The sequence below is a fragment of the Kitasatospora sp. NPDC029367 genome (assembly GCF_055569135.1).
Genome location: NZ_JBVHYH010000011.1, coordinates 119,507 through 135,875, shown reverse-complemented (window position 1 = coordinate 135,875; position 16,369 = coordinate 119,507). Strand labels below are relative to the sequence as shown.

General features: G+C 73.2%; 16 protein-coding genes. 5 read left to right on the top strand and 11 right to left on the bottom strand.

Going from position 1 to position 16,369, the window contains the following annotated elements; all coding sequences use genetic code 11:
- Positions 1-226: 226 nt before the first annotated feature.
- From ACZ4W5_RS09255 to ACZ4W5_RS09245, 3 genes are all read right to left on the bottom strand, one after another.
- Positions 227-1,027, bottom strand: coding sequence for a DUF3710 domain-containing protein (locus tag ACZ4W5_RS09255; protein WP_465653700.1), 801 nt, complete (start codon positions 1,025-1,027; stop codon positions 227-229).
- A gap of 69 nt (positions 1,028-1,096) precedes the next feature.
- Positions 1,097-1,564: a dUTP diphosphatase gene (gene dut, locus ACZ4W5_RS09250; RefSeq protein WP_465653699.1), complete on the bottom strand. Its 468-nt coding sequence runs from the start codon at positions 1,562-1,564 to the stop codon at positions 1,097-1,099.
- On the bottom strand, positions 1,561-2,100 hold the full coding sequence (locus ACZ4W5_RS09245) for a PaaI family thioesterase (protein WP_465653705.1): 540 nt from the start codon (positions 2,098-2,100) through the stop codon (positions 1,561-1,563). Before ACZ4W5_RS09245 ends, dut begins: the two co-directional genes overlap by 4 nt.
- 186 nt (positions 2,101-2,286) lie before the next feature.
- Here ACZ4W5_RS09245 and ACZ4W5_RS09240 point away from each other — a divergent pair, with 186 nt between their 5' ends.
- Positions 2,287-2,736 (top strand): DUF3093 domain-containing protein, encoded by a 450-nt coding sequence (locus ACZ4W5_RS09240; protein WP_402492174.1) that lies wholly within the window; start codon positions 2,287-2,289, stop codon positions 2,734-2,736.
- Between the two features lie 241 nt (positions 2,737-2,977).
- On the opposite strand, the gene ACZ4W5_RS09235 is transcribed toward ACZ4W5_RS09240, so the two are convergent.
- The 4 genes from ACZ4W5_RS09235 to ACZ4W5_RS09220 all read right to left on the bottom strand — a co-directional run bounded on the left by ACZ4W5_RS09235 (position 2,978) and on the right by ACZ4W5_RS09220 (position 7,141).
- On the bottom strand, positions 2,978-3,277 hold the full coding sequence (locus ACZ4W5_RS09235; protein WP_030057692.1) for a DUF4193 domain-containing protein: 300 nt from the start codon (positions 3,275-3,277) through the stop codon (positions 2,978-2,980).
- 506 nt (positions 3,278-3,783) lie between these two features.
- Positions 3,784-4,761 (bottom strand): acyl-ACP desaturase, encoded by a 978-nt coding sequence (locus tag ACZ4W5_RS09230; protein WP_402492190.1) that lies wholly within the window; start codon positions 4,759-4,761, stop codon positions 3,784-3,786.
- Between the two features lie 296 nt (positions 4,762-5,057).
- A complete protein-coding gene (locus tag ACZ4W5_RS09225; protein WP_360237622.1) occupies positions 5,058-6,362 on the bottom strand; it encodes a sensor histidine kinase in 1,305 nt (434 codons plus the stop codon).
- A 125-nt stretch (positions 6,363-6,487) separates the two neighbouring features.
- On the bottom strand, positions 6,488-7,141 hold the full coding sequence (locus ACZ4W5_RS09220; protein WP_030285473.1) for a response regulator transcription factor: 654 nt from the start codon (positions 7,139-7,141) through the stop codon (positions 6,488-6,490).
- 446 nt (positions 7,142-7,587) lie between these two features.
- Between ACZ4W5_RS09220 and ACZ4W5_RS09215 the strand changes: the two genes are divergently transcribed.
- The gene (locus tag ACZ4W5_RS09215; RefSeq protein ID WP_030285471.1) at positions 7,588-7,773 is read left to right on the top strand and encodes a hypothetical protein; all 186 of its coding nucleotides are present in this window, start codon (positions 7,588-7,590) and stop codon (positions 7,771-7,773) included.
- Between the two features lie 207 nt (positions 7,774-7,980).
- Here ACZ4W5_RS09215 and ACZ4W5_RS09210 read toward each other — a convergent pair whose 3' ends face one another.
- Together ACZ4W5_RS09210 and ACZ4W5_RS09205 are read right to left on the bottom strand one after the other, a co-directional pair.
- Positions 7,981-8,814 (bottom strand): inositol monophosphatase family protein, encoded by an 834-nt coding sequence (locus tag ACZ4W5_RS09210; RefSeq protein WP_465653698.1) that lies wholly within the window; start codon positions 8,812-8,814, stop codon positions 7,981-7,983.
- 22 nt (positions 8,815-8,836) lie between these two features.
- Positions 8,837-9,979, bottom strand: a complete 1,143-nt coding sequence (locus ACZ4W5_RS09205) for a ferrochelatase (protein ID WP_465653697.1) — start codon at positions 9,977-9,979, stop codon at positions 8,837-8,839.
- A 132-nt stretch (positions 9,980-10,111) separates the two neighbouring features.
- Between ACZ4W5_RS09205 and ACZ4W5_RS09200 the strand changes: the two genes are divergently transcribed.
- Both ACZ4W5_RS09200 and ACZ4W5_RS09195 read left to right on the top strand, forming a co-directional pair.
- Positions 10,112-11,380, top strand: coding sequence for an MFS transporter (locus ACZ4W5_RS09200; RefSeq protein WP_360237616.1), 1,269 nt, complete (start codon positions 10,112-10,114; stop codon positions 11,378-11,380).
- A 123-nt stretch (positions 11,381-11,503) separates the two neighbouring features.
- A complete protein-coding gene (locus tag ACZ4W5_RS09195) occupies positions 11,504-12,826 on the top strand; it encodes a D-arabinono-1,4-lactone oxidase (protein WP_465653696.1) in 1,323 nt (440 codons plus the stop codon).
- A gap of 12 nt (positions 12,827-12,838) precedes the next feature.
- On the opposite strand, the gene ACZ4W5_RS09190 is transcribed toward ACZ4W5_RS09195, so the two are convergent.
- Positions 12,839-13,714 (bottom strand): hypothetical protein, encoded by an 876-nt coding sequence (locus ACZ4W5_RS09190; RefSeq protein WP_465653695.1) that lies wholly within the window; start codon positions 13,712-13,714, stop codon positions 12,839-12,841.
- A 517-nt stretch (positions 13,715-14,231) separates the two neighbouring features.
- Here ACZ4W5_RS09190 and sepH point away from each other — a divergent pair.
- Entirely contained in the window at positions 14,232-15,311 is a 1,080-nt protein-coding gene (gene sepH, locus ACZ4W5_RS09185; protein WP_360237610.1) for a septation protein SepH, read from the top strand.
- Between the two features lie 72 nt (positions 15,312-15,383).
- Here sepH and ACZ4W5_RS09180 read toward each other — a convergent pair whose 3' ends face one another.
- Positions 15,384-16,259, bottom strand: coding sequence for a sulfurtransferase (locus ACZ4W5_RS09180; RefSeq protein ID WP_465653694.1), 876 nt, complete (start codon positions 16,257-16,259; stop codon positions 15,384-15,386).
- Positions 16,260-16,369 lie beyond the last annotated feature (110 nt).

The following is a 16,369-nucleotide window of genomic DNA, read 5'->3' as shown; positions in this document are numbered from 1 at the left end:
CCGGGCGCTTCGTTCTTTCGTGTTTCCAGCTTATCAGATGTTTTCCGCTCCGTTTTCCGGAGTTTCATTCATCGGATTCGCTTTCCGCTTTGTCGTCCCGGTCTCCCGCGGCGACTCCGGAACTGTACGGGGACCGACCCGCCACATGCAAATCGCCTCCGCCCGGGGTCCGGGCGGAGGCGATCAGCAGTGACAACCGGTCAGCGGTGGACCACCGGCGAGGCGGTCAGCGGACCTCGGTGATCTCCGGGCCGCGCGCGAACGGGTCGAGCGAGCCGTAACGGCCCTCGCCCTCGGCCGCAGCGGCGGCGGCCGCCCCACCACCGTCGGCGACCATCTGGGCGTCCTCGGGGAGCTTCAGCACGATCGGGTCGCGCGGAGCCATCGGGGTCTCGCCGCGGACGACGACGGTCTGCCGGAAGACCTGCTCCAGGATCCCGGCCATCTCGGGCTGCACGGCGGCCTGGCCCGAGATCACACCGCGCAGGAACCAGCGCGGCCCGTCGCAGCCGACGAAGCGCACCAGCTGCACGCCCTGGGTACCGTCCGGCAGCTGCACCGGGACCTGGGCACGGAGGTGCCAGCCGAGCGGGCCCTCCTCCTCCTCGATCAGGCCGCCCTGCGCGGTGATGCCGTTGGCGATCTCCTCGCGGACCTCCCCCCAGATGCCCTCCGACTTCGGGGCCGCGAAGGCCTGGAGCTGGATGGCGCTGTTGCCGAGTACCAGGGTGGCCGCGACGATCGCGTCACCGGCGACCTCGACGCGGAGTTCCATGCCCTCGACGCCGGGGACCAGCAGACCCCCGAGGTCGACTCGTCCCTCCTCCGGCGTCTCCAGCTCGGAGTGGTCCCACGGGCCGTCCGGCCGCGGGGCCGGCGGCAGGCCGACCTTGTCGGCCGGGTCCAGCTCGGTCACGTTCTCGCTCTCGGCGGAACCTTCGACGTCATCGGCCGTCTCGTCGGCGCTGATGGCGTCGTCGGCGAGCTGCTCGACAGCGTCCTCGCTCTTCTGGCGACGACGGAACACGGTCACTGTCCTTCCCGGTCCAAGACCGATGCGAATACCTGCTCGGCTTCCTGCGAGGCCGCGGGAATGCTAGACCGCGGCGTGGCCACCGGTCGACCCGAACCCGCCCTCGGCACGTGCCGACCCCGGCAGCTCGGCCACCTCGTGGAAGCGGGCCTTCTCGACCTGCTGGATGACCAGCTGGGCGATCCGGTCCCCTCGGCGGAAGCTGACCCCCTCGCGCGGGTCCAGATTGACGACGATCACCTTGATCTCTCCACGGTACCCGGCATCGACCGTCCCCGGGGCGTTCACGAGGGCAACTCCGCAACGAGCTGCCAGCCCTGAGCGCGGGTGGACGAAGGCCGCGTAGCCGTCCGGCAGGGCGACGGCGATGCCGGTGGGGAGCACCGCCCGCTCACCGGGGGCCAGCTCGGCGTCGACGGTGGTCCGCAGGTCGGCACCGGCGTCCCCGGGCTGCGCGTACTCGGGCAGCGGCAGCTCGGCGTCGATGCGCCTGATCAGGATGTCCAGCTGCGGACGGGGGGTCTCGCTCAAGGGTTCACCTCAAAGGCTCGTGCGCGCTTCATCAGATCCGGGTCGTCGAGGACCTTCTCGATGTCCTCGGGACGACCGTGCGTGGTGAAGTGTTCCAGCTTCACCTGGATGAAGAGCGCCTGCGCACGCACGGCGACCGGTCCGTCCGGGCCGCCGATCCGCCCCTCGGCGGCGCTGTAGATCTTGCGGCCGCGCACCCCGGTGATCCAGGCGCGCAGGTGCAGCACCGAGTCGACGGGCACCGGGCTGAGGAAGTCGGTCTCCAGCCGGCCGGTCACCGCGGGCGCGTGCAGCAGCCAGTTCAGCGTTCCGAGGGTCTCGTCCATCGCCGTGGTCAGCACGCCGCCGTGGGCCAGCCCGGGGCCGCCCTGGTGCACGTCCCGGACGATGAACTCGGCGGTGACGTCCAGGCCCTCGCCGGCCACCGCGTCGATCCGCAGGCCGCCGGGGTGCTGGGGGCCGCAGCCGAAGCAGTGCTCGTAGTGGGAGCCGAGGTGGGTGCCGGGGGCGGGCGCCTGGGGGTGGCGCTCCGGCATCACGGCGTCCGGCGGCGGGGTGGTCGGGGTCGGGTTCGGGGTCGGCGGCAACGCGGGCGCCGGCCGGTCGGTGGGGGTGGTGGGGGTGGTCGTACCGGTCACGGCTCCCCAGCCTACCCAGGGGTAGCAAGGCCTCCGGCGGGGGTGGCGTCCCGCCCCGGGCGTCAGGGCGACCACAATGGGGGCATGTACGACGAACGCCTCACGGTGCCTCGCTCCTGGTGGCTGCTCCCGGTCGCAGTCGGTCTGACCCTGGCACTGATCCTGATCCGGGTCAGCGGACCGGCCGCCCTGGTCGGCCTGGTGGCCGGCATCGCCATCGGCGCGGTGGCGATCAGCAGTTACGGCTCGGCGCGGATCCGCGTGGTGCAGGGCTCGCTGGTGGCCGGACCGGCCCGGATCCCGGTGGACGCGCTGGGTGCCGCCCACGCGCTGAGCCCCGCCGAGGCGGCGGCCTGGCGCGGTCCGAAGGCCGATCCCCGCGCCTTCATGCTGCTGCGCAGCTACGTCCCGACGGCGCTGCGGGTCGAGGTGAGCGATCCGGCCGACCCGACGCCGTACCTGTACCTGTCGACGCGCTCGCCGATGAAGCTGGCCGAGGCGCTGGAGGAGGCCCGGCGCGGCGCCCGCACCTGACCGACGCGCCCGTGGGCCCCGCGAACGGGCCCCGAAAAACCGAGAGGGACGGTTCCGCTGCTGCGGGACCGTCCCTACGACTTTGTCCTGGCCGACTCGTGGCCGGCCGACTCCGTCCTCCCGGGTCCGTCCGCCAGGACGGACCGCGGACCTGCCGTCCGGCCCCGCTGCCCGGGGCCGGAAGGGGCGGTGTGCCGGTGCCGCGGGAGCCACGGGCACCTGGCGCTGTCCGCTGCGGTGCTCAGGCGCCGCAGTCCCGGCAGATCGGGTTGCCGTTCTTCTCGCTGTACAGCTGGCTGCGGTGGTGGACCAGGAAGCAGCTCATGCAGGTGAACTCATCGGCCTGCTTGGGCAGGACACGGACGGCGAGCTCCTCGTTCGAGAGGTCGGCACCGGGCAGCTCCATGCCCTCGGCGGCGTCGAACTCGTCGACGTCGACGGAGCCGCCGCCCTTGTCGTTCCGCCGAGCCTTGAGCTCCTCGATGCTGTCTTCGTTGAGCTCGTCGTCGGTCTTGCGTGGGGTGTCGTAGTCGGTTGCCATTTTTCGCTCTCCCCCTCCGGGTTGTGCGGTGTGTGCGGTATCTCCAGCGCACGTAACGCATGGGGGGTCGGTCTTGTGCCCGACCCGAGGCGGAGATTTTGCCTTACTTCAAGCCCCGTTACTCAATCGACACTCAGCCAGGGCTCCGTTGGGGTGATCCTCCGGGGCGTGGAAGGCCTCACGCAGGGCCATCGTAGAGCCCTCGCGCGCCCTTCGAACCGGCGACTCACAGTGAGCGAAGCCCGTACAGGTGTCCGTCGAATCCCTTGCCCACCAGGGATGCCGACCAATCCGACGGACCGACAGCAGACCGAATTCCGATCACGGACCGCGATCGGTGCCCTCGTTGGGGTGATCACTCTCCGGGGTCGGCCGGCGCCGTGGAGCGACACGGTGTGAGCTTGGTCACGTTCAGAATCTTCCGGGGCAAACCACGGAAAATCCACCCACTCCGCCCCCTCCCCCAGGGGGCGTGACGGCTCGGCGGGAGCGCCCCCGCGGGCCTCCTAGCCGGCGTTGCGGCGGGCCTCCCGGCGGGCCAGCAGCGCGGCCTGGCGCTCCTCGAACTTGCGCGCCTGGGCGTCCAGCCCGTCCAGGAAGACGCCCAGTTCGTTCTGCGCCAGCACGCCCTCCGGACCGAGCCCGTCGATCTCCATCACCCGCAGGTGCCGCAGCACCGGCTGGAGCACGTCGTCGTGGTGGATGCGCAGGTTGTACACCCCGCCGATGGCGATCTGGGCGGCGGCGCGCTCGAAGCCGGGGATCCCGTGGCCGGGCATCCGGAAGTTGATCACCACGTCGGCGATGGCGCGCATGGCCTGGTCCGGGGCGAGCTCCAGGGCGGCCTTCAGCAGGTTCCGGTAGAAGACCATGTGCAGGTTCTCGTCGTTGGCGATCTTCGCCAGCAGCTGGTCGCACAGCGGGTCGCCCGCGTACTTGCCGGTGTTGCGGTGCGAGATGCGGGTCGCGAGCTCCTGGAAGGCCACGTACGCGACCGAGTGCAGCATGCTGTGGGCGTTGTCGGACTCGAAGCCCTCGGACATGTGGGACATCCGGGCCCGCTCCAGCTCCACCGGGTCGACGGCCCGGGTGGCGAGCAGGAAGTCACGGATGGCTATCCCGTGCCGGCCCTCCTCGGCGGTCCAGCGGTGCACCCAGGTGCCCCAGGCGCCCTCGCGGCCGAACATGGTCGCGATCTCGTGGTGGTAGCTGGGGAGGTTGTCCTCGGTGAGCAGGTTCACCACCAGCGAGACCCGGCCGAGCGGGGTCACCTGGGACTGGTCCAGCGACCAGGCCTCGCCGCCCAGCACGCCGTCGAAGTCGCGGCCCTGGCTCCACGGGACGAACTCGTGCGGCATCCACTCCTTGGCCACGGTCAGGTGGCGGTTGAGCTCCTTCTCGACGACCTCTTCGAGGGCCAGGATCAGCCGCGCGTCGGTCCAGCCGCTCGATCCGAGCGAGGGGCTGCTCTGCAGAGGGACGATGGTCACGGTCTTGCTCCTGGGGACGGATTCACGCGCTGGACGGGCGCGTTGGGCGGGCACGCGTCGTGTCGGAGCCGTCGGCGGGCGAACCGGCCGGGCGCACTTACGGTTGCGTAGGTTACGACACCGTAAGTTGCTTGGGGCGGAAAAGACAAGCCGCCCCCGCCAGGCCTTATGTCGTCTTGACAGGCCTGGCGGGGGCGGCTGGAAACGGTCGCCCACGGAACGCGGCAGCGTCCGGGGCTGTTGGGGCGTGTCGGACCCGCCCCGGGGCGCAGAACGGCGCCGTGGGGCGGCTACGGGGACGGAATCCGCACCCGCATGGTGAGGCCGCCCCCGGCGCGCGGGGTGGCCTCGATGGTGCCGCCGTGGGCGCGCACCACCGAGCGGACGATGGACAGCCCCAGACCGACCCCCTTGTCGCTGCGGGTGCGGTCGGCGCCCTTGATCCGGCGGAACGGCTCGAAGATGTGCTCCAGCTCGTACCCGGGCACCACCGGGCCGGTGTTGGAGACCACCAGCTCGCCGCCGCCCGGCACGGTGGCCGTGGCCAGCTCGACCCAGCCGCCCGGGGTGTTGTAGCGGACCGCGTTCTGCAGCAGGTTGAGCGCCAGCCGCTCCAGCAGCACGCCGTTGCCCGCGACCACCGCCGGGTCGAGCTTGGAACGCAGCTCGACCTCCCGCTTGTCGGCCTCGCCCCGGGTCTGCTCCAGCGCCCGGGTGGCCACCTCGGACAGCTCCACGGCGCGCCGGTCGGTCAGTTCGTTCTCGCTGCGGGCGAGCAGCAGCAGGCCCTCGACCAGCTGCTCGCTGCGCTCGTTGGTGGCCAGCAGGGTCTTGCCGAGCTGCTGGAGGTCGGGCGAGGCGGCCGGGTCGGAGAGCTGGACCTCCAGCAGGGTGCGGTTGATCGCCAGCGGGGTGCGCAGCTCGTGCGAGGCGTTGGCGACGAAGCGGCGCTGGGAGTCGAAGGAGCGGTCCAGCCGGTCCAGCATGTCGTCGAAGGTGTCGGCGAGCTCCTTGAGCTCGTCGTCCGGGCCGTCCAGCTCGATCCGGCGGTGCAGGTCGGAGGAGGCGACGTCACGGGCGGTGCGGGTGATCCGGCCGAGCGGGCGCAGCACCCGGCCGGCCATCGCGTAGCCGGCCGCGAAGGCGATCACGGCGAGGCAGACCAGCACGGTGAGCAGCTTGCGCAGCAGGGTGTTGAGCGCCTGGTTGGCCTGGAAGGACCGCTGGTCGTTCAGCCACTGGTCGAGTGCGGACTGGGTGGTGATGACCTGGCCGTCCGCCGTCCGCACGGGGATGCCGTTGAGCACCAGGTGCGGCTGGCCGACCTGCTGGAGCGCCTGCTGGACGAAGAAGTACATCACCAGCAGCAGGACCACGCCGGCCATCAGGAACACCCCGCCGTAGAGCAGGGTGAGCCGCATCCGGATGGTCGGGCGGAAGGGCAGCCAGGCGAGCAGGCCGTCACCGGGGACGTAGGTCTCGGGCGGGTGCGGGCGGGACTGGCGGGGCGGGTGCACGGGCCTGGGCGGTACGGCGCGCGGGCCGCCGGCGGGCGCGCCGGAGGGCCCGCCGGCCGGGGGCGGCGGGGTGGTCATGATGGTCCTCTCGGGCGTCCGCCGGGGGCGGGCGCTGGGTACGGCGGGGGATCCTCGGGGGCGGATCCCGGGGCGGAGTCCGGCAGGCGGACTACGGGGGACGGACTCCGGGGGGCGGGTTCCGGTCAGATCCGGTAGCCGGAACCGGGCACGGTGACGATCACCGGCGGGTCGCCGAGCTTGCGGCGCAGCGTCATCACGGTGACCCGCACGACGTTGGTGAACGGGTCGGTGTGCTCGTCCCAGGCCTTCTCCAGGAGCTGCTCGGCGGAGACGACGGCGCCGCCGGCCCGCATCAGCACCTCCAGGACGGCGAACTCCTTGGGGGCGAGCTGGACGGTGCGCCCCTCCCGGATCACCTCGCGCCTGCCGGGGTCGAGCGAGATCCCGGCCCGCTCCAGCACCGGGGGCAGCGGGATGGTCGCGCGGCGGCCCAGCGCCCTTACCCGGGCGACGAGTTCGCTGAAGGCGAACGGCTTCGGAAGGTAGTCGTCGGCGCCGATCTCCAGGCCCTCGACCCGGTCGCTGATGTCGCCGGAGGCGGTCAGCATGATCACCCGGGTGGCCAGTCCCTGCTCGACCACCTTGCGGCAGACGTCGTCGCCGTGGACCAGTGGGAGGTCGCGGTCCAGGACCACCACGTCGTAGTCGTTGACCGCGATGCGCTGGAGCGCGGCCTCCCCGTCGTACACCACGTCGACGGCCATCGCCTCGCGGCGCAGGCCGGTCGCGACAGCCTCGGCGAGCAGCTGCTCGTCCTCGACGACGAGAACCCGCACGGTCGTTGTCCCTTCTCCAGGCCGGCCCCGGAAAGCGGACGCACGGCTCCGACGGTGCCTCCATCCTGCCTGGTCCTGCGGTAAAGCAGCGATAAGCTGCCCCTCGGGCAGGAGGCCCGGGCCCCGCGACGGTGACCGTTCGTGCCGGGAGCGCTCCGCTTGGACTGTGACACGGGCAACTTTCTTCCGCCGGGAGGTTTCCCGGCCCCCCGGGCGGGGAGGACAGCTGCACACCCGCGATCTGGCTGTTGGCCGATCGCACCCACCCGCCGTGCGTTCATCCGCGCCGGCCCTGGGGCTGGGAATTCACCGGGAGCGGCCGAAGGGCCGTCTCCGCGCCCGACCGGAGATCCACCACTCCTCGGACCGGGCGCATTCACCGGCTGGACCCTCCTCGGGGCGGAGAGCGCACGACCGTGCACGTCCGACACAGTAAGGGGGCCCGTATGGACGCCTTCAAGGCCGGAATCCTGCAGCGCATAGCCAATGCCGAGCAGGACCTGCACCGCGCGATCGAGGCCGGGGACGAGTTCCTCGCCGAGGTGGAGCAGTCCGAGCTGGACGATCTCCGTCGTCTGGCCGCCGAGCACGGTGTGGACACCGTGCTGGACCGCCACCGCACCGCCGCCTGACCCGACACGCCGGCACTCCGGCACCAGCGGCCCTGCGGGGGCCGTGCGAAACCCCAAGCCCTGGCATCCCCCGTGTGCCAGGGCTCTTCGCATGTCCGCAGGTCTTTCCGCCCCGCCTGTCCGTCGGCCCTTCCGCGCGCCTGTCCGCGGGGGCTCGCCGGGCCCCCGGTTCCGGAGGGCCCGGCGTCCCGCGTCCCGCGTCCCGGGTCAGTCCGCCCAGGCGCGCAGCGCGGCCAGCCGCTCCTGCAAGGGCTCGTACACGCCCGGGGCGGCGGCCACGGTCAGCTCGCCGTCCGGACCGTGCCCGGGGCGGCCGCCGACCAGCGCACCCGCCTCGGTGGCGATCAGGCAGCCGGCCGCGCGGTCCCAGGGGGCGAGCCCGCGCTCGTAGTAGCCGTCCAGCCGCCCGGCGGCCACGTCGCACAGGTCGACGGCGGCCGCCCCGGCCCGGCGGATATCCCGCACCTCGGGCATCAGGGCCAGCAGCACCTCGGCCTGGCGCACCCGCACCGGCTGGACGTAGTTGAAGCCGGTGGCGATCAGCGCCTGGCCCCAGGGCGGGGCCGGGCGGGTCGAGATCGGCCGGCCGTCGAGGTGGGCGCCGCGGCCCAGCACGGCGTGGAACAGCTCGCCGCGGGCCGGGACGTACACCACCCCGACGACGGCCCGGCCGTCCACCTCGGCGGCCACGCTGACCGCCCAGGAGGGCAGCCCGTAGAGGTAGTTGACCGTGCCGTCGAGCGGGTCGACGACCCAGCGCACCCCGCTGGTGCCGGGCCGCTCGGCGCCCTCCTCGCCCAGGTAGCCGTCCTGGGGGCGGCGGTCGGCGATCAGCTCCAGGACGAGCTTCTCGGAGGCGAGGTCCATCTCGGTGACCACGTCGACCGGGCTGCTCTTGGTGCCGGCCACCCCGAGGTCGGCGGGGCGGCCGTCGCGCAGCAGGACGCCGGCCCGGCGGGCCGCGTCCAGGGCTACGTCCAGCAGGTCGTCGAGGAGCCGGTCGTCGAGGGGCCGGCCGTCGGGCTGGGCGGGGGTGGGCACGGGATTCTCCTCCGGAAGGGGGTCAGCGCTCGGCGGCGGCCGGGCGCGGCGCGCGCGGGTTGGGGCAGCAGGCCACCGCGCACACGTCGTGGCCGGGGCCGAGGGTGCCGAGGGCGCAGCGGGTCACGCCCTCGCCGCGCTCGACGGCGGCCCGCTCCAGGACCAGCTCGCGCACCGCGGCGGTGAACCGCGGGTCGGCGCCGACGGTGGCCGCGCGGGAGACCGGCAGGCCCAGTTCGGCGGCCTTGGCGACGGCCTCGGTGTCGAGGTCGTACTTGACCTCCATGTGGTCGGAGACGAAACCGATCGGGACCATCACCACGGCCGGCGCGCCGTCGGTGTGCTGGGCCTCCAGGTGATCGCAGATGTCCGGTTCCAGCCACGGAATGTGCGGGGCGCCGCTGCGGCTCTGGAACACCAGCTGCCACGGCCGGTCGGCCACGCCGGTGCGCTCGGCGACGGCCGCGGCGATCAGCCGGGCCACGTCCAGGTGCTGGGCGACGTAGGCGCCACCGGGGGTGCCCCGGGCCGGGTCGTCCGGGGCACCGGAGGTCTCGGCCATCGCGTCCGGGATGGAGTGGGTGGTGAAGGCCAGCCGGGCTCCGGGCCGGACGGCCTCGGGCAGCTCGGCCAGGGCCGCCAGGGTGGCCTCGATCATCGGCTCGACGAAGCCGGGGTGGTTGTAGAAGTGCCGCAGCTTGTCGACGGTCAGCGCCGGGACACCCTCCTCGGCGAGGGCGGCCAGCGCGTCGGCCAGGTTCTCCCGGTACTGGCGGCAGCCCGAGTAGCCGGCGTAGGCGCTGGTGGCGAGCACGGCGATCCGCCGGTGGCCGGCCCCGGCCATCTCCCGCAGGGTGTCCACCAGGTACGGGGCCCAGTTGCGGTTGCCCCAGTACACCGGGAGGTCCAGCCCGTGCTCGGCGAAGTCCTTGCGCAGGGCGGCGAGCAGCTCCCGGTTCTGTTCGTTGATCGGACTGACGCCGCCGAACATGAAGTAGTGCTTGCCCACCTCCTTGAGCCGTTCCTTCGGGATGCCGCGGCCCCGGGTGACGTTCTCCAGGAACGGGACGACGTCCTCGGGGGCCTCGGGCCCGCCGAAGGACAGCAGCAGCAGGGCGTCGTACGGGGCGGCGCCGGAGGAGGAGGGTTTGCGCGCGTCGGACATGGCACCGATCCTGCCACTGAGGGGTCGGACACCGGCGCCGGGGCCGCCCGGGCGTCCGGAAAATACCGTTTGCCAACGTACGTAAGCTGTCTAGACCAGACTTGTTCCTTACCCTCCCTGCCCGGAGCTCCCGTGCTGTCCAGCTACCGCCGAATATTCGCCGCGCCCGGCACCGTGGCCTTCTCCTCCACCGGTTTCGTCTCCCGACTGCCGATCTCGATGACCGGCATCGGCATCGTGACCATGCTGTCCCAACTGCGCGGCTCGTACGGCGTGGCCGGACTCGTCTCGGCGACCCTGGCCGTCTCCGCCGCGGTCCTGGGCCCCCAGGTCTCCCGCCTGGTGGACCGGCACGGCCAGGCGAGGATCATCGTCCCGGCCATGGCCCTCACCATCGGCTCCGTCGTCGGCCTGCTGCTCTGCGCCCGGCTGGACGCCCCGGACTGGACGCTGTTCGTGTTCGCCGCCGGCATGGGCGTGATGCCGAGCACCGGCGCCATGGTCCGCGCCCGCTGGGCGCACCTCTACCGCGAGGACCCCGACCGGCTGCACACCGCCTACTCCTTCGAGGCCGTGGTCGACGAGGTCTGCTTCATCGTCGGCCCGATCCTCTCCATCGGCCTGGCCACCTCCGTCTTCCCGGAGGCCGGCGTGCTGCTCGCCGGGATCTTCCTGACCGTCGGCGTGCTGCTGTTCGCCGGTCAGCGCTCCACCGAGCCCCCGGTCCACGAGGCCGCCCGGCACCAGGGCAGCTCGGTGATCCGCAACCGCGGCCTCCAGGTGCTGATCCTCACCTTCGTCGCCACCGGCGCGATCTTCGGCTCGGTCGAGGTGGTCACCGTCGCCTACTCCGAGGCCCAGGGGCACAAGTCGGTCTCCAGCGTGATCCTCGCGCTGTGGGCGCTCGGCTCCTGCCTGGCCGGGGTGGTGTTCGGCGCGGTCAAGCTCACCGGCTCGATGGCGAAGCGCTTCTTCCTCGGCGTGCTGTTCATGGCGCTCAGCATGGTGCCGATCCTGCTGGTCGCCCACACCGTGCACGGCATCGGCGGACTGGTCGCGGTCGGCGCCGCCCTGCTCGTCGCCGGCATCGCCATCTCCCCCACCCTGATCACCGCGATGGCCCTGGTCGAACGGCTCGTCCCGGCCGCCCAGCTCACCGAGGGCATGACCTGGACCACCACCGGCCTGGCCCTCGGCGTCGCGGTCGGCTCCTCCGCCGCGGGCTGGGTGATCGACGCCTCCGGCGCCGCCGCCGGCTACTGGGTCCCGCTGACCGCCGGCGTACTCGGGGCCCTCGCCGCCCTGGCCGGACTCGGCCGACTGCGCGCCGGACTCGGCGCCGGGCAGCCCGCCGACCTGGCCGGGGGAACGCCCGGCCGACCCGTAGACGTCGAACGGTGAACTGACTAATCTCGCCCTACCCGCGGCCCTTACCCGTGGGTAGGGCCTGTCTCCCGGGATCCGTCGGACCAGGCCGCACCGGACCGCGCCGACCCGATCGGCCACGGAGCAGGAGGCAGCGCAATGCCCCAGGCCAGCACCGCGACCCCCACCCGGTGGACCAACTGGGCCGGCAACCAGAACGCCCGGCCGGCCCGGACCGCCACCCCCGGCACCGCGGCGGAACTGGCCCGGGAGATCGCCCGCGCCGCCGACCAGGGCCGCAGCGTCAAGGCCGTCGGCTCCGGCCACTCCTTCACCGCGATCGCCTCCCCCGGCGACGGCCTGCTGATCCGGCCGCACGCCCTCACCGCCGTCCGCGAACTCGACCGCGAGGCCGGCACCGTCACCGTCGAGTCCGGCCTCCCGCTCAGCCGCCTCAACCGCCTGCTCGCCGCCGAAGGCCTCTCCCTCACCAACATGGGCGACATCGAGGTCCAGACCGTCGCCGGCGCCACCAGCACCGGCACCCACGGCACCGGCCGCGACTCCGGCTCGCTCGCCGCCCAGATCCGCGCCCTGGAGATCGTGCTCGCCGACGGCAGCGTCCGGCACTGCTCCCCCACCGAGAACTCCCGGCTCTTCCAGGGCGCCCGGCTCGGCCTCGGCGCCCTCGGCGTGATCACCGCCCTCACCTTCGGCGTCGAACCGGCCTTCCTGCTCACCGCCCACGAGCAGCCGATGGCCTTCGACGAGGTGCTGGAACGCCTCGACGACCTCACCGCCGTCAACGAGCACTTCGAGTTCTACTGGTTCCCGCACACCGACCGCTGCTCGACCAAGCGCAACAACCGCAGCCAGGGGCCGGCCGCCCCGCTGCCCCGGTTCAAGGAGTGGCTGGAGGACGACTTCCTCTCCAACACCGTCTGGGAGGGCGCCTGCCGGGTCGGCCGCCGCTTCCCCGGCGCCGTCCCCTCGATCGCCTCGCTCGCCAGCCGCGCCTGGTCCGACCGCAGCTACACCGACACCGCGTACAAGGTGTTCACCAGCCCGCGCAGGGTCCGGTTCCTGGAGATGGAGTACGCCGTCCCGCGCGCGGCCGTCGCCGGGGTGCTGCGCGAGCTGAAGGCCCTGGTCGAGCGCTCCGACTGGAAGGTCAGCTTCCCGGTCGAGGTGCGCTTCGCCCCCGCCGACGACCTCTGGCTCTCCACCGCCTCCGGCCGGGACAGCGCCTACATCGCCGTCCACCTCTACCGGGGCACCCGCGACCAGGGCTACTTCACCGGCGTGGAAGAGCTGATGACCGCCCATCAGGGCCGCCCGCACTGGGGCAAGCTGCACACCCGCGACGCCGAGTACCTGGCAGGCGTCTACCCGCACTTCGGGGACTTCACCGCGCTGCGCGACGAGGTCGACCCCCAACGCGTCTTCGGCAACGACTACCTGCGGCGGGTCCTGGGGGCCTAGGGAGTCGGGGGGTCAGGGGGTCGCGGTGGCGGGCGGGGGCACCGTCGCGTTCGCCGGGGCGTCGCTCGGCACGGGCGGCTGCGGGGTGGCCTCACCGGTGGGCCTGCCCGAGCCGCCCGCCGACGGCGAGGCGCCGGCCGACGGGCTCGCACTCGAACTCGGGCCCGCCGAGGGCGACGCGCTCCCGCTCGCACCGCCGCTCGGGGTGGCGGTCGGCTCCCGGCCCGGCCGCGTCGTCGCCGGGGCCGAGGCCCCGTCGGACGGCGCGTCCTGCGAGCCGTACCCGGTGGACGGGCGCTGCGACGGCACGTCCTGCGGCGGCGGGTCCCTGCGCGTCACCGTGCCGCCGAAGGACGTCCCGTCACCCGACTCGCCCTTCACCGTCGCCGACACCGGCTGCCCGGTGACCAGCTCGAACGCCACGATCGGCGTCATCGCCAGGACGAAGACCAGGCCGGAGACCGCCGCGTAGCCCCGCCAGCCCAGCCGCCGGCGCGCCCGCACCACCTGCGGCGCGTTCCACTCCGAGGTGATCACCGGCGGCCCCGCCGGCTCCTGCGCCGGGTCCTGAGCCGGGTCCTGAGCCGGGAGCTGTTGCCCCACCGGCACCTGGCGCAGGCCGTTCACCGTCTGGTTCGGCCCGCGGTCCACCGCCTCGCGCAGCTGCTCACCGGTCCGCCGGAACACGTGCTGGAACACCGCGCCGCCGGTGGTGGCCCCGATGCTGACCACCGCGGCGCCCATGATCGTGCCGTACACGCCGAGTTCGGAGGCGAGCAGCGCGCCCACCACCGCGGCCAGCGCACTCGCCACGACCTGAGCCACACTCAGGTCGAGCCGCTTGCGCTCCTCCTTGCCGCCCTCCTCGGCGGGGTTCCGCTCCGGCATCAACATCCCTCGGTCCGTACGACTGCAACTCGAACAAGCCACTCCATCTTGCCCAAAGAAGGACACAAGGGACGAAAATGCGGTTCTCCGCTCCCGGATTGTGTGAAGATGATCACCGTTCATCCGCCGGTGGTCCGCCGTCGGGGGCGCGCGCTCTTGAGATTCCCGTGAATCGCGGGAGACTTGAGCGGCGAGCCGCCCCTCCGGATGCCACGAATGGAGTACTGTTCGTAAAGCCCGAGCCTTGGGTCGACTTGTCGACTGTGCCTTCACCGGCAGCTTGACGAAGAGCCACTGAGCGGGCACGCACGGCGACGCCGGTCCCGGATCGTCGCGAACACTCCGCGTGCGAGGACGGCCGGGACGCCCAGGCGCGACGTCGACGGATGGCGTGGCAAAAAGGCAACCGTGCCACAGCGGCGTGGCCGGGCGTAAGCCCGACACGCCGGGGAACTCAGCAAGGTTGTGGCCAGTCGCGAGTGGGCAGGCCACACTCAGTACGGGAGCAGCGACGCAGGTGACGTCGGCAGGCACAACCCGGGAGGTGACCGTGCCCGAACTGCGGGTTGTGGCCGTCAGCAACGACGGCACACGGCTGGTGCTCAAGGCTGCCGACAGCACGGAGTACACCCTCCCCATCGACGAGCGGCTGCGCGCCGCCATCCGCGGCGACCGGCCACGCCTCGGCCAGATCGAGATCGAGGTCGAGAGCCACCTCCGCCCCCGGGACATCCAGGCCCGGATACGAGCCGGAGCCTCCGCCGAGGAGGTCGCCCAGGCCGCCGGCATCTCCGTCGACCGGGTCCGCCGCTTCGAGGGGCCGGTCCTCGCCGAACGCGCCTTCATGGCCGAGCGCGCCCGCAAGACCGCCATCCGCCGCAACGGCGAGTCCCCCGGGCCGCAGCTCGGCGAGGCCGTCGCCGAGCGGCTCGCCCTGCGCGGCGCCGAGAAGGACACCGAACGCTGGGACTCCTGGCGGCGCGACGACGGCACCTGGGAGGTCATCCTCTCCTACCGTGCCGACGGCGAGGGCCGCAGCGCGTCCTGGACGTACGACCCGCCCCGGCGCCTGGTCCAGCCCAACGACGACGAGGCCCGTGCGCTGATCGGCGAGGCGGTCGAGCGCGAGGAGGACTCGGTCTTCCCGTTCATCCCGCGGATCGCCCGGCTCCCCCAGGACCGGCCGCCCCGCCCGATGATCGACCGGCCCTCGGCCGACCGCATCATGTCGGCGCGCGAGGTCCGCGAGTCGCGCGAGGCCACCGCCGACTCCCGGGACTCGCTGACCAGCCTGCTCGACGTCGTGCCGGCCTTCCGCGGCGACCTCGCCGTGGGCGGCCCCGCCCCGATCGAACCGGTGCCCGCCGAGGTCGCCGAGGAGACCGAGGAACCGGCCGCGGCCGCCGCCCCGGCGGTCGGCGCGGGCTCCGCCTACGCCGACATCCTGATGCCGCGCGCCGTCGCCCCGCACCGCGAGCGCCTGGTCGGCACCACCGACCGGCAGGCCGAGGCGGACGGCGTCCGGCCCGGCCGCCGGGCCACCGTGCCCAGCTGGGACGAGATCGTCTTCGGCAGCCGGCGCAAGAAGCAGGAGTAGTACCCCGCGCATGCCCCGCGCATGTCGGAGGGGCGGGAGGCCGGGCCTCCCGCCCCTCCGGCACGTCCGGGCTCAGCCCGGCTGGTCGGTCACCGCCACCGGGCGGCCCGGGTCACTCGACCACTCGCTCCACGAACCCGGGTACAGCACCGCGTCCAGGCCCGCCACCTCCATCGCCAGAATCTGGTGCGCCGCCGTCACGCCCGAACCGCAGTACACCGCCACCTCTCCCTCCGCCGCACCCAACGCCCGGAACCGGGCCCGCAGTTCGGCCGCCGGGCGGAACCTGCCGTCCGGGCCGACGTTCTCGGCGGTCGGCGCCGACACCGCACCCGGGATGTGTCCGGCCCGCGGGTCCACCGGCTCGCTCTCGCCCCGGTAGCGCTCCCCCGACCGGGCGTCCAGCAGCAGCCCGCTGCGCGCCCGGGCCGCGGCACCGTCCGCGTCCAGCGTCGGCAACTTCCCCGGTACGGGCTTGAAGTCGCCCTCCACCGGCTCCGGCAGCTCGGCCGTCACCGGCAGCCCGGCCGCCCGCCAGGCCGCGAAGCCGCCGTCCAGCACCCGGACGTTCGGGTGCCCGGCCCAGCGCAGCAGCCACCAGGCCCGCGCCGCCGCCATCGACGCCGCACCGTCGTACACCACGACCGGACGCCCGGAGCTCACCCCGAAGCCGCGCATCGCCGCGCCGAACTCCTCCGGATCCGGCAGCGGGTGGCGCCCGCCCCGGCCCGGGGCGCCCGGCGGGGCCGCGAGGTCCCGGTCCAGCTCGACGAAGTGGGCACCGGGCAGGTGCCCGGCCCGGTACTCCTCGGCCGCGGTCGGGCCGCCCGGCGCGGCACCGACCAACTGGTAGCGCACGTCCAGCAGCACCGGCGGCCGCGTGGAGGCGAGCGCCTCCCGCAGCTCGGCCGCGGAGATCAGCGGGGAACCGTCGTTGAAGGTGGTCATGCCGGCCATTGTCGCGCAGCGCGCCCGAACCGCGGCTCTTTGTGCGCTCTTTGCCGGACTTTCCGCGCGGGTCGAGGGTTGGGCACGCGCCAGAGTGGAAGCATCACCCT

Coding starts and splice junctions, on each gene's coding strand:
- ACZ4W5_RS09245 (WP_465653705.1), bottom strand. CDS start 2,100: ATGCCGGAGCGCCACCCCCAGGCGCCCGCCCCCGGCACCCACCTCGGC.
- ACZ4W5_RS09240 (WP_402492174.1), top strand. CDS start 2,287: ATGTACGACGAACGCCTCACGGTGCCTCGCTCCTGGTGGCTGCTCCCG.
- ACZ4W5_RS09235 (WP_030057692.1), bottom strand. CDS start 3,277: ATGGCAACCGACTACGACACCCCACGCAAGACCGACGACGAGCTCAAC.
- ACZ4W5_RS09225 (WP_360237622.1), bottom strand. CDS start 6,362: ATGACCACCCCGCCGCCCCCGGCCGGCGGGCCCTCCGGCGCGCCCGCC.
- ACZ4W5_RS09215 (WP_030285471.1), top strand. CDS start 7,588: ATGGACGCCTTCAAGGCCGGAATCCTGCAGCGCATAGCCAATGCCGAG.
- ACZ4W5_RS09205 (WP_465653697.1), bottom strand. CDS start 9,979: ATGTCCGACGCGCGCAAACCCTCCTCCTCCGGCGCCGCCCCGTACGAC.
- ACZ4W5_RS09195 (WP_465653696.1), top strand. CDS start 11,504: ATGCCCCAGGCCAGCACCGCGACCCCCACCCGGTGGACCAACTGGGCC.
- ACZ4W5_RS09190 (WP_465653695.1), bottom strand. CDS start 13,714: ATGCCGGAGCGGAACCCCGCCGAGGAGGGCGGCAAGGAGGAGCGCAAG.
- ACZ4W5_RS09180 (WP_465653694.1), bottom strand. CDS start 16,259: ATGACCACCTTCAACGACGGTTCCCCGCTGATCTCCGCGGCCGAGCTG.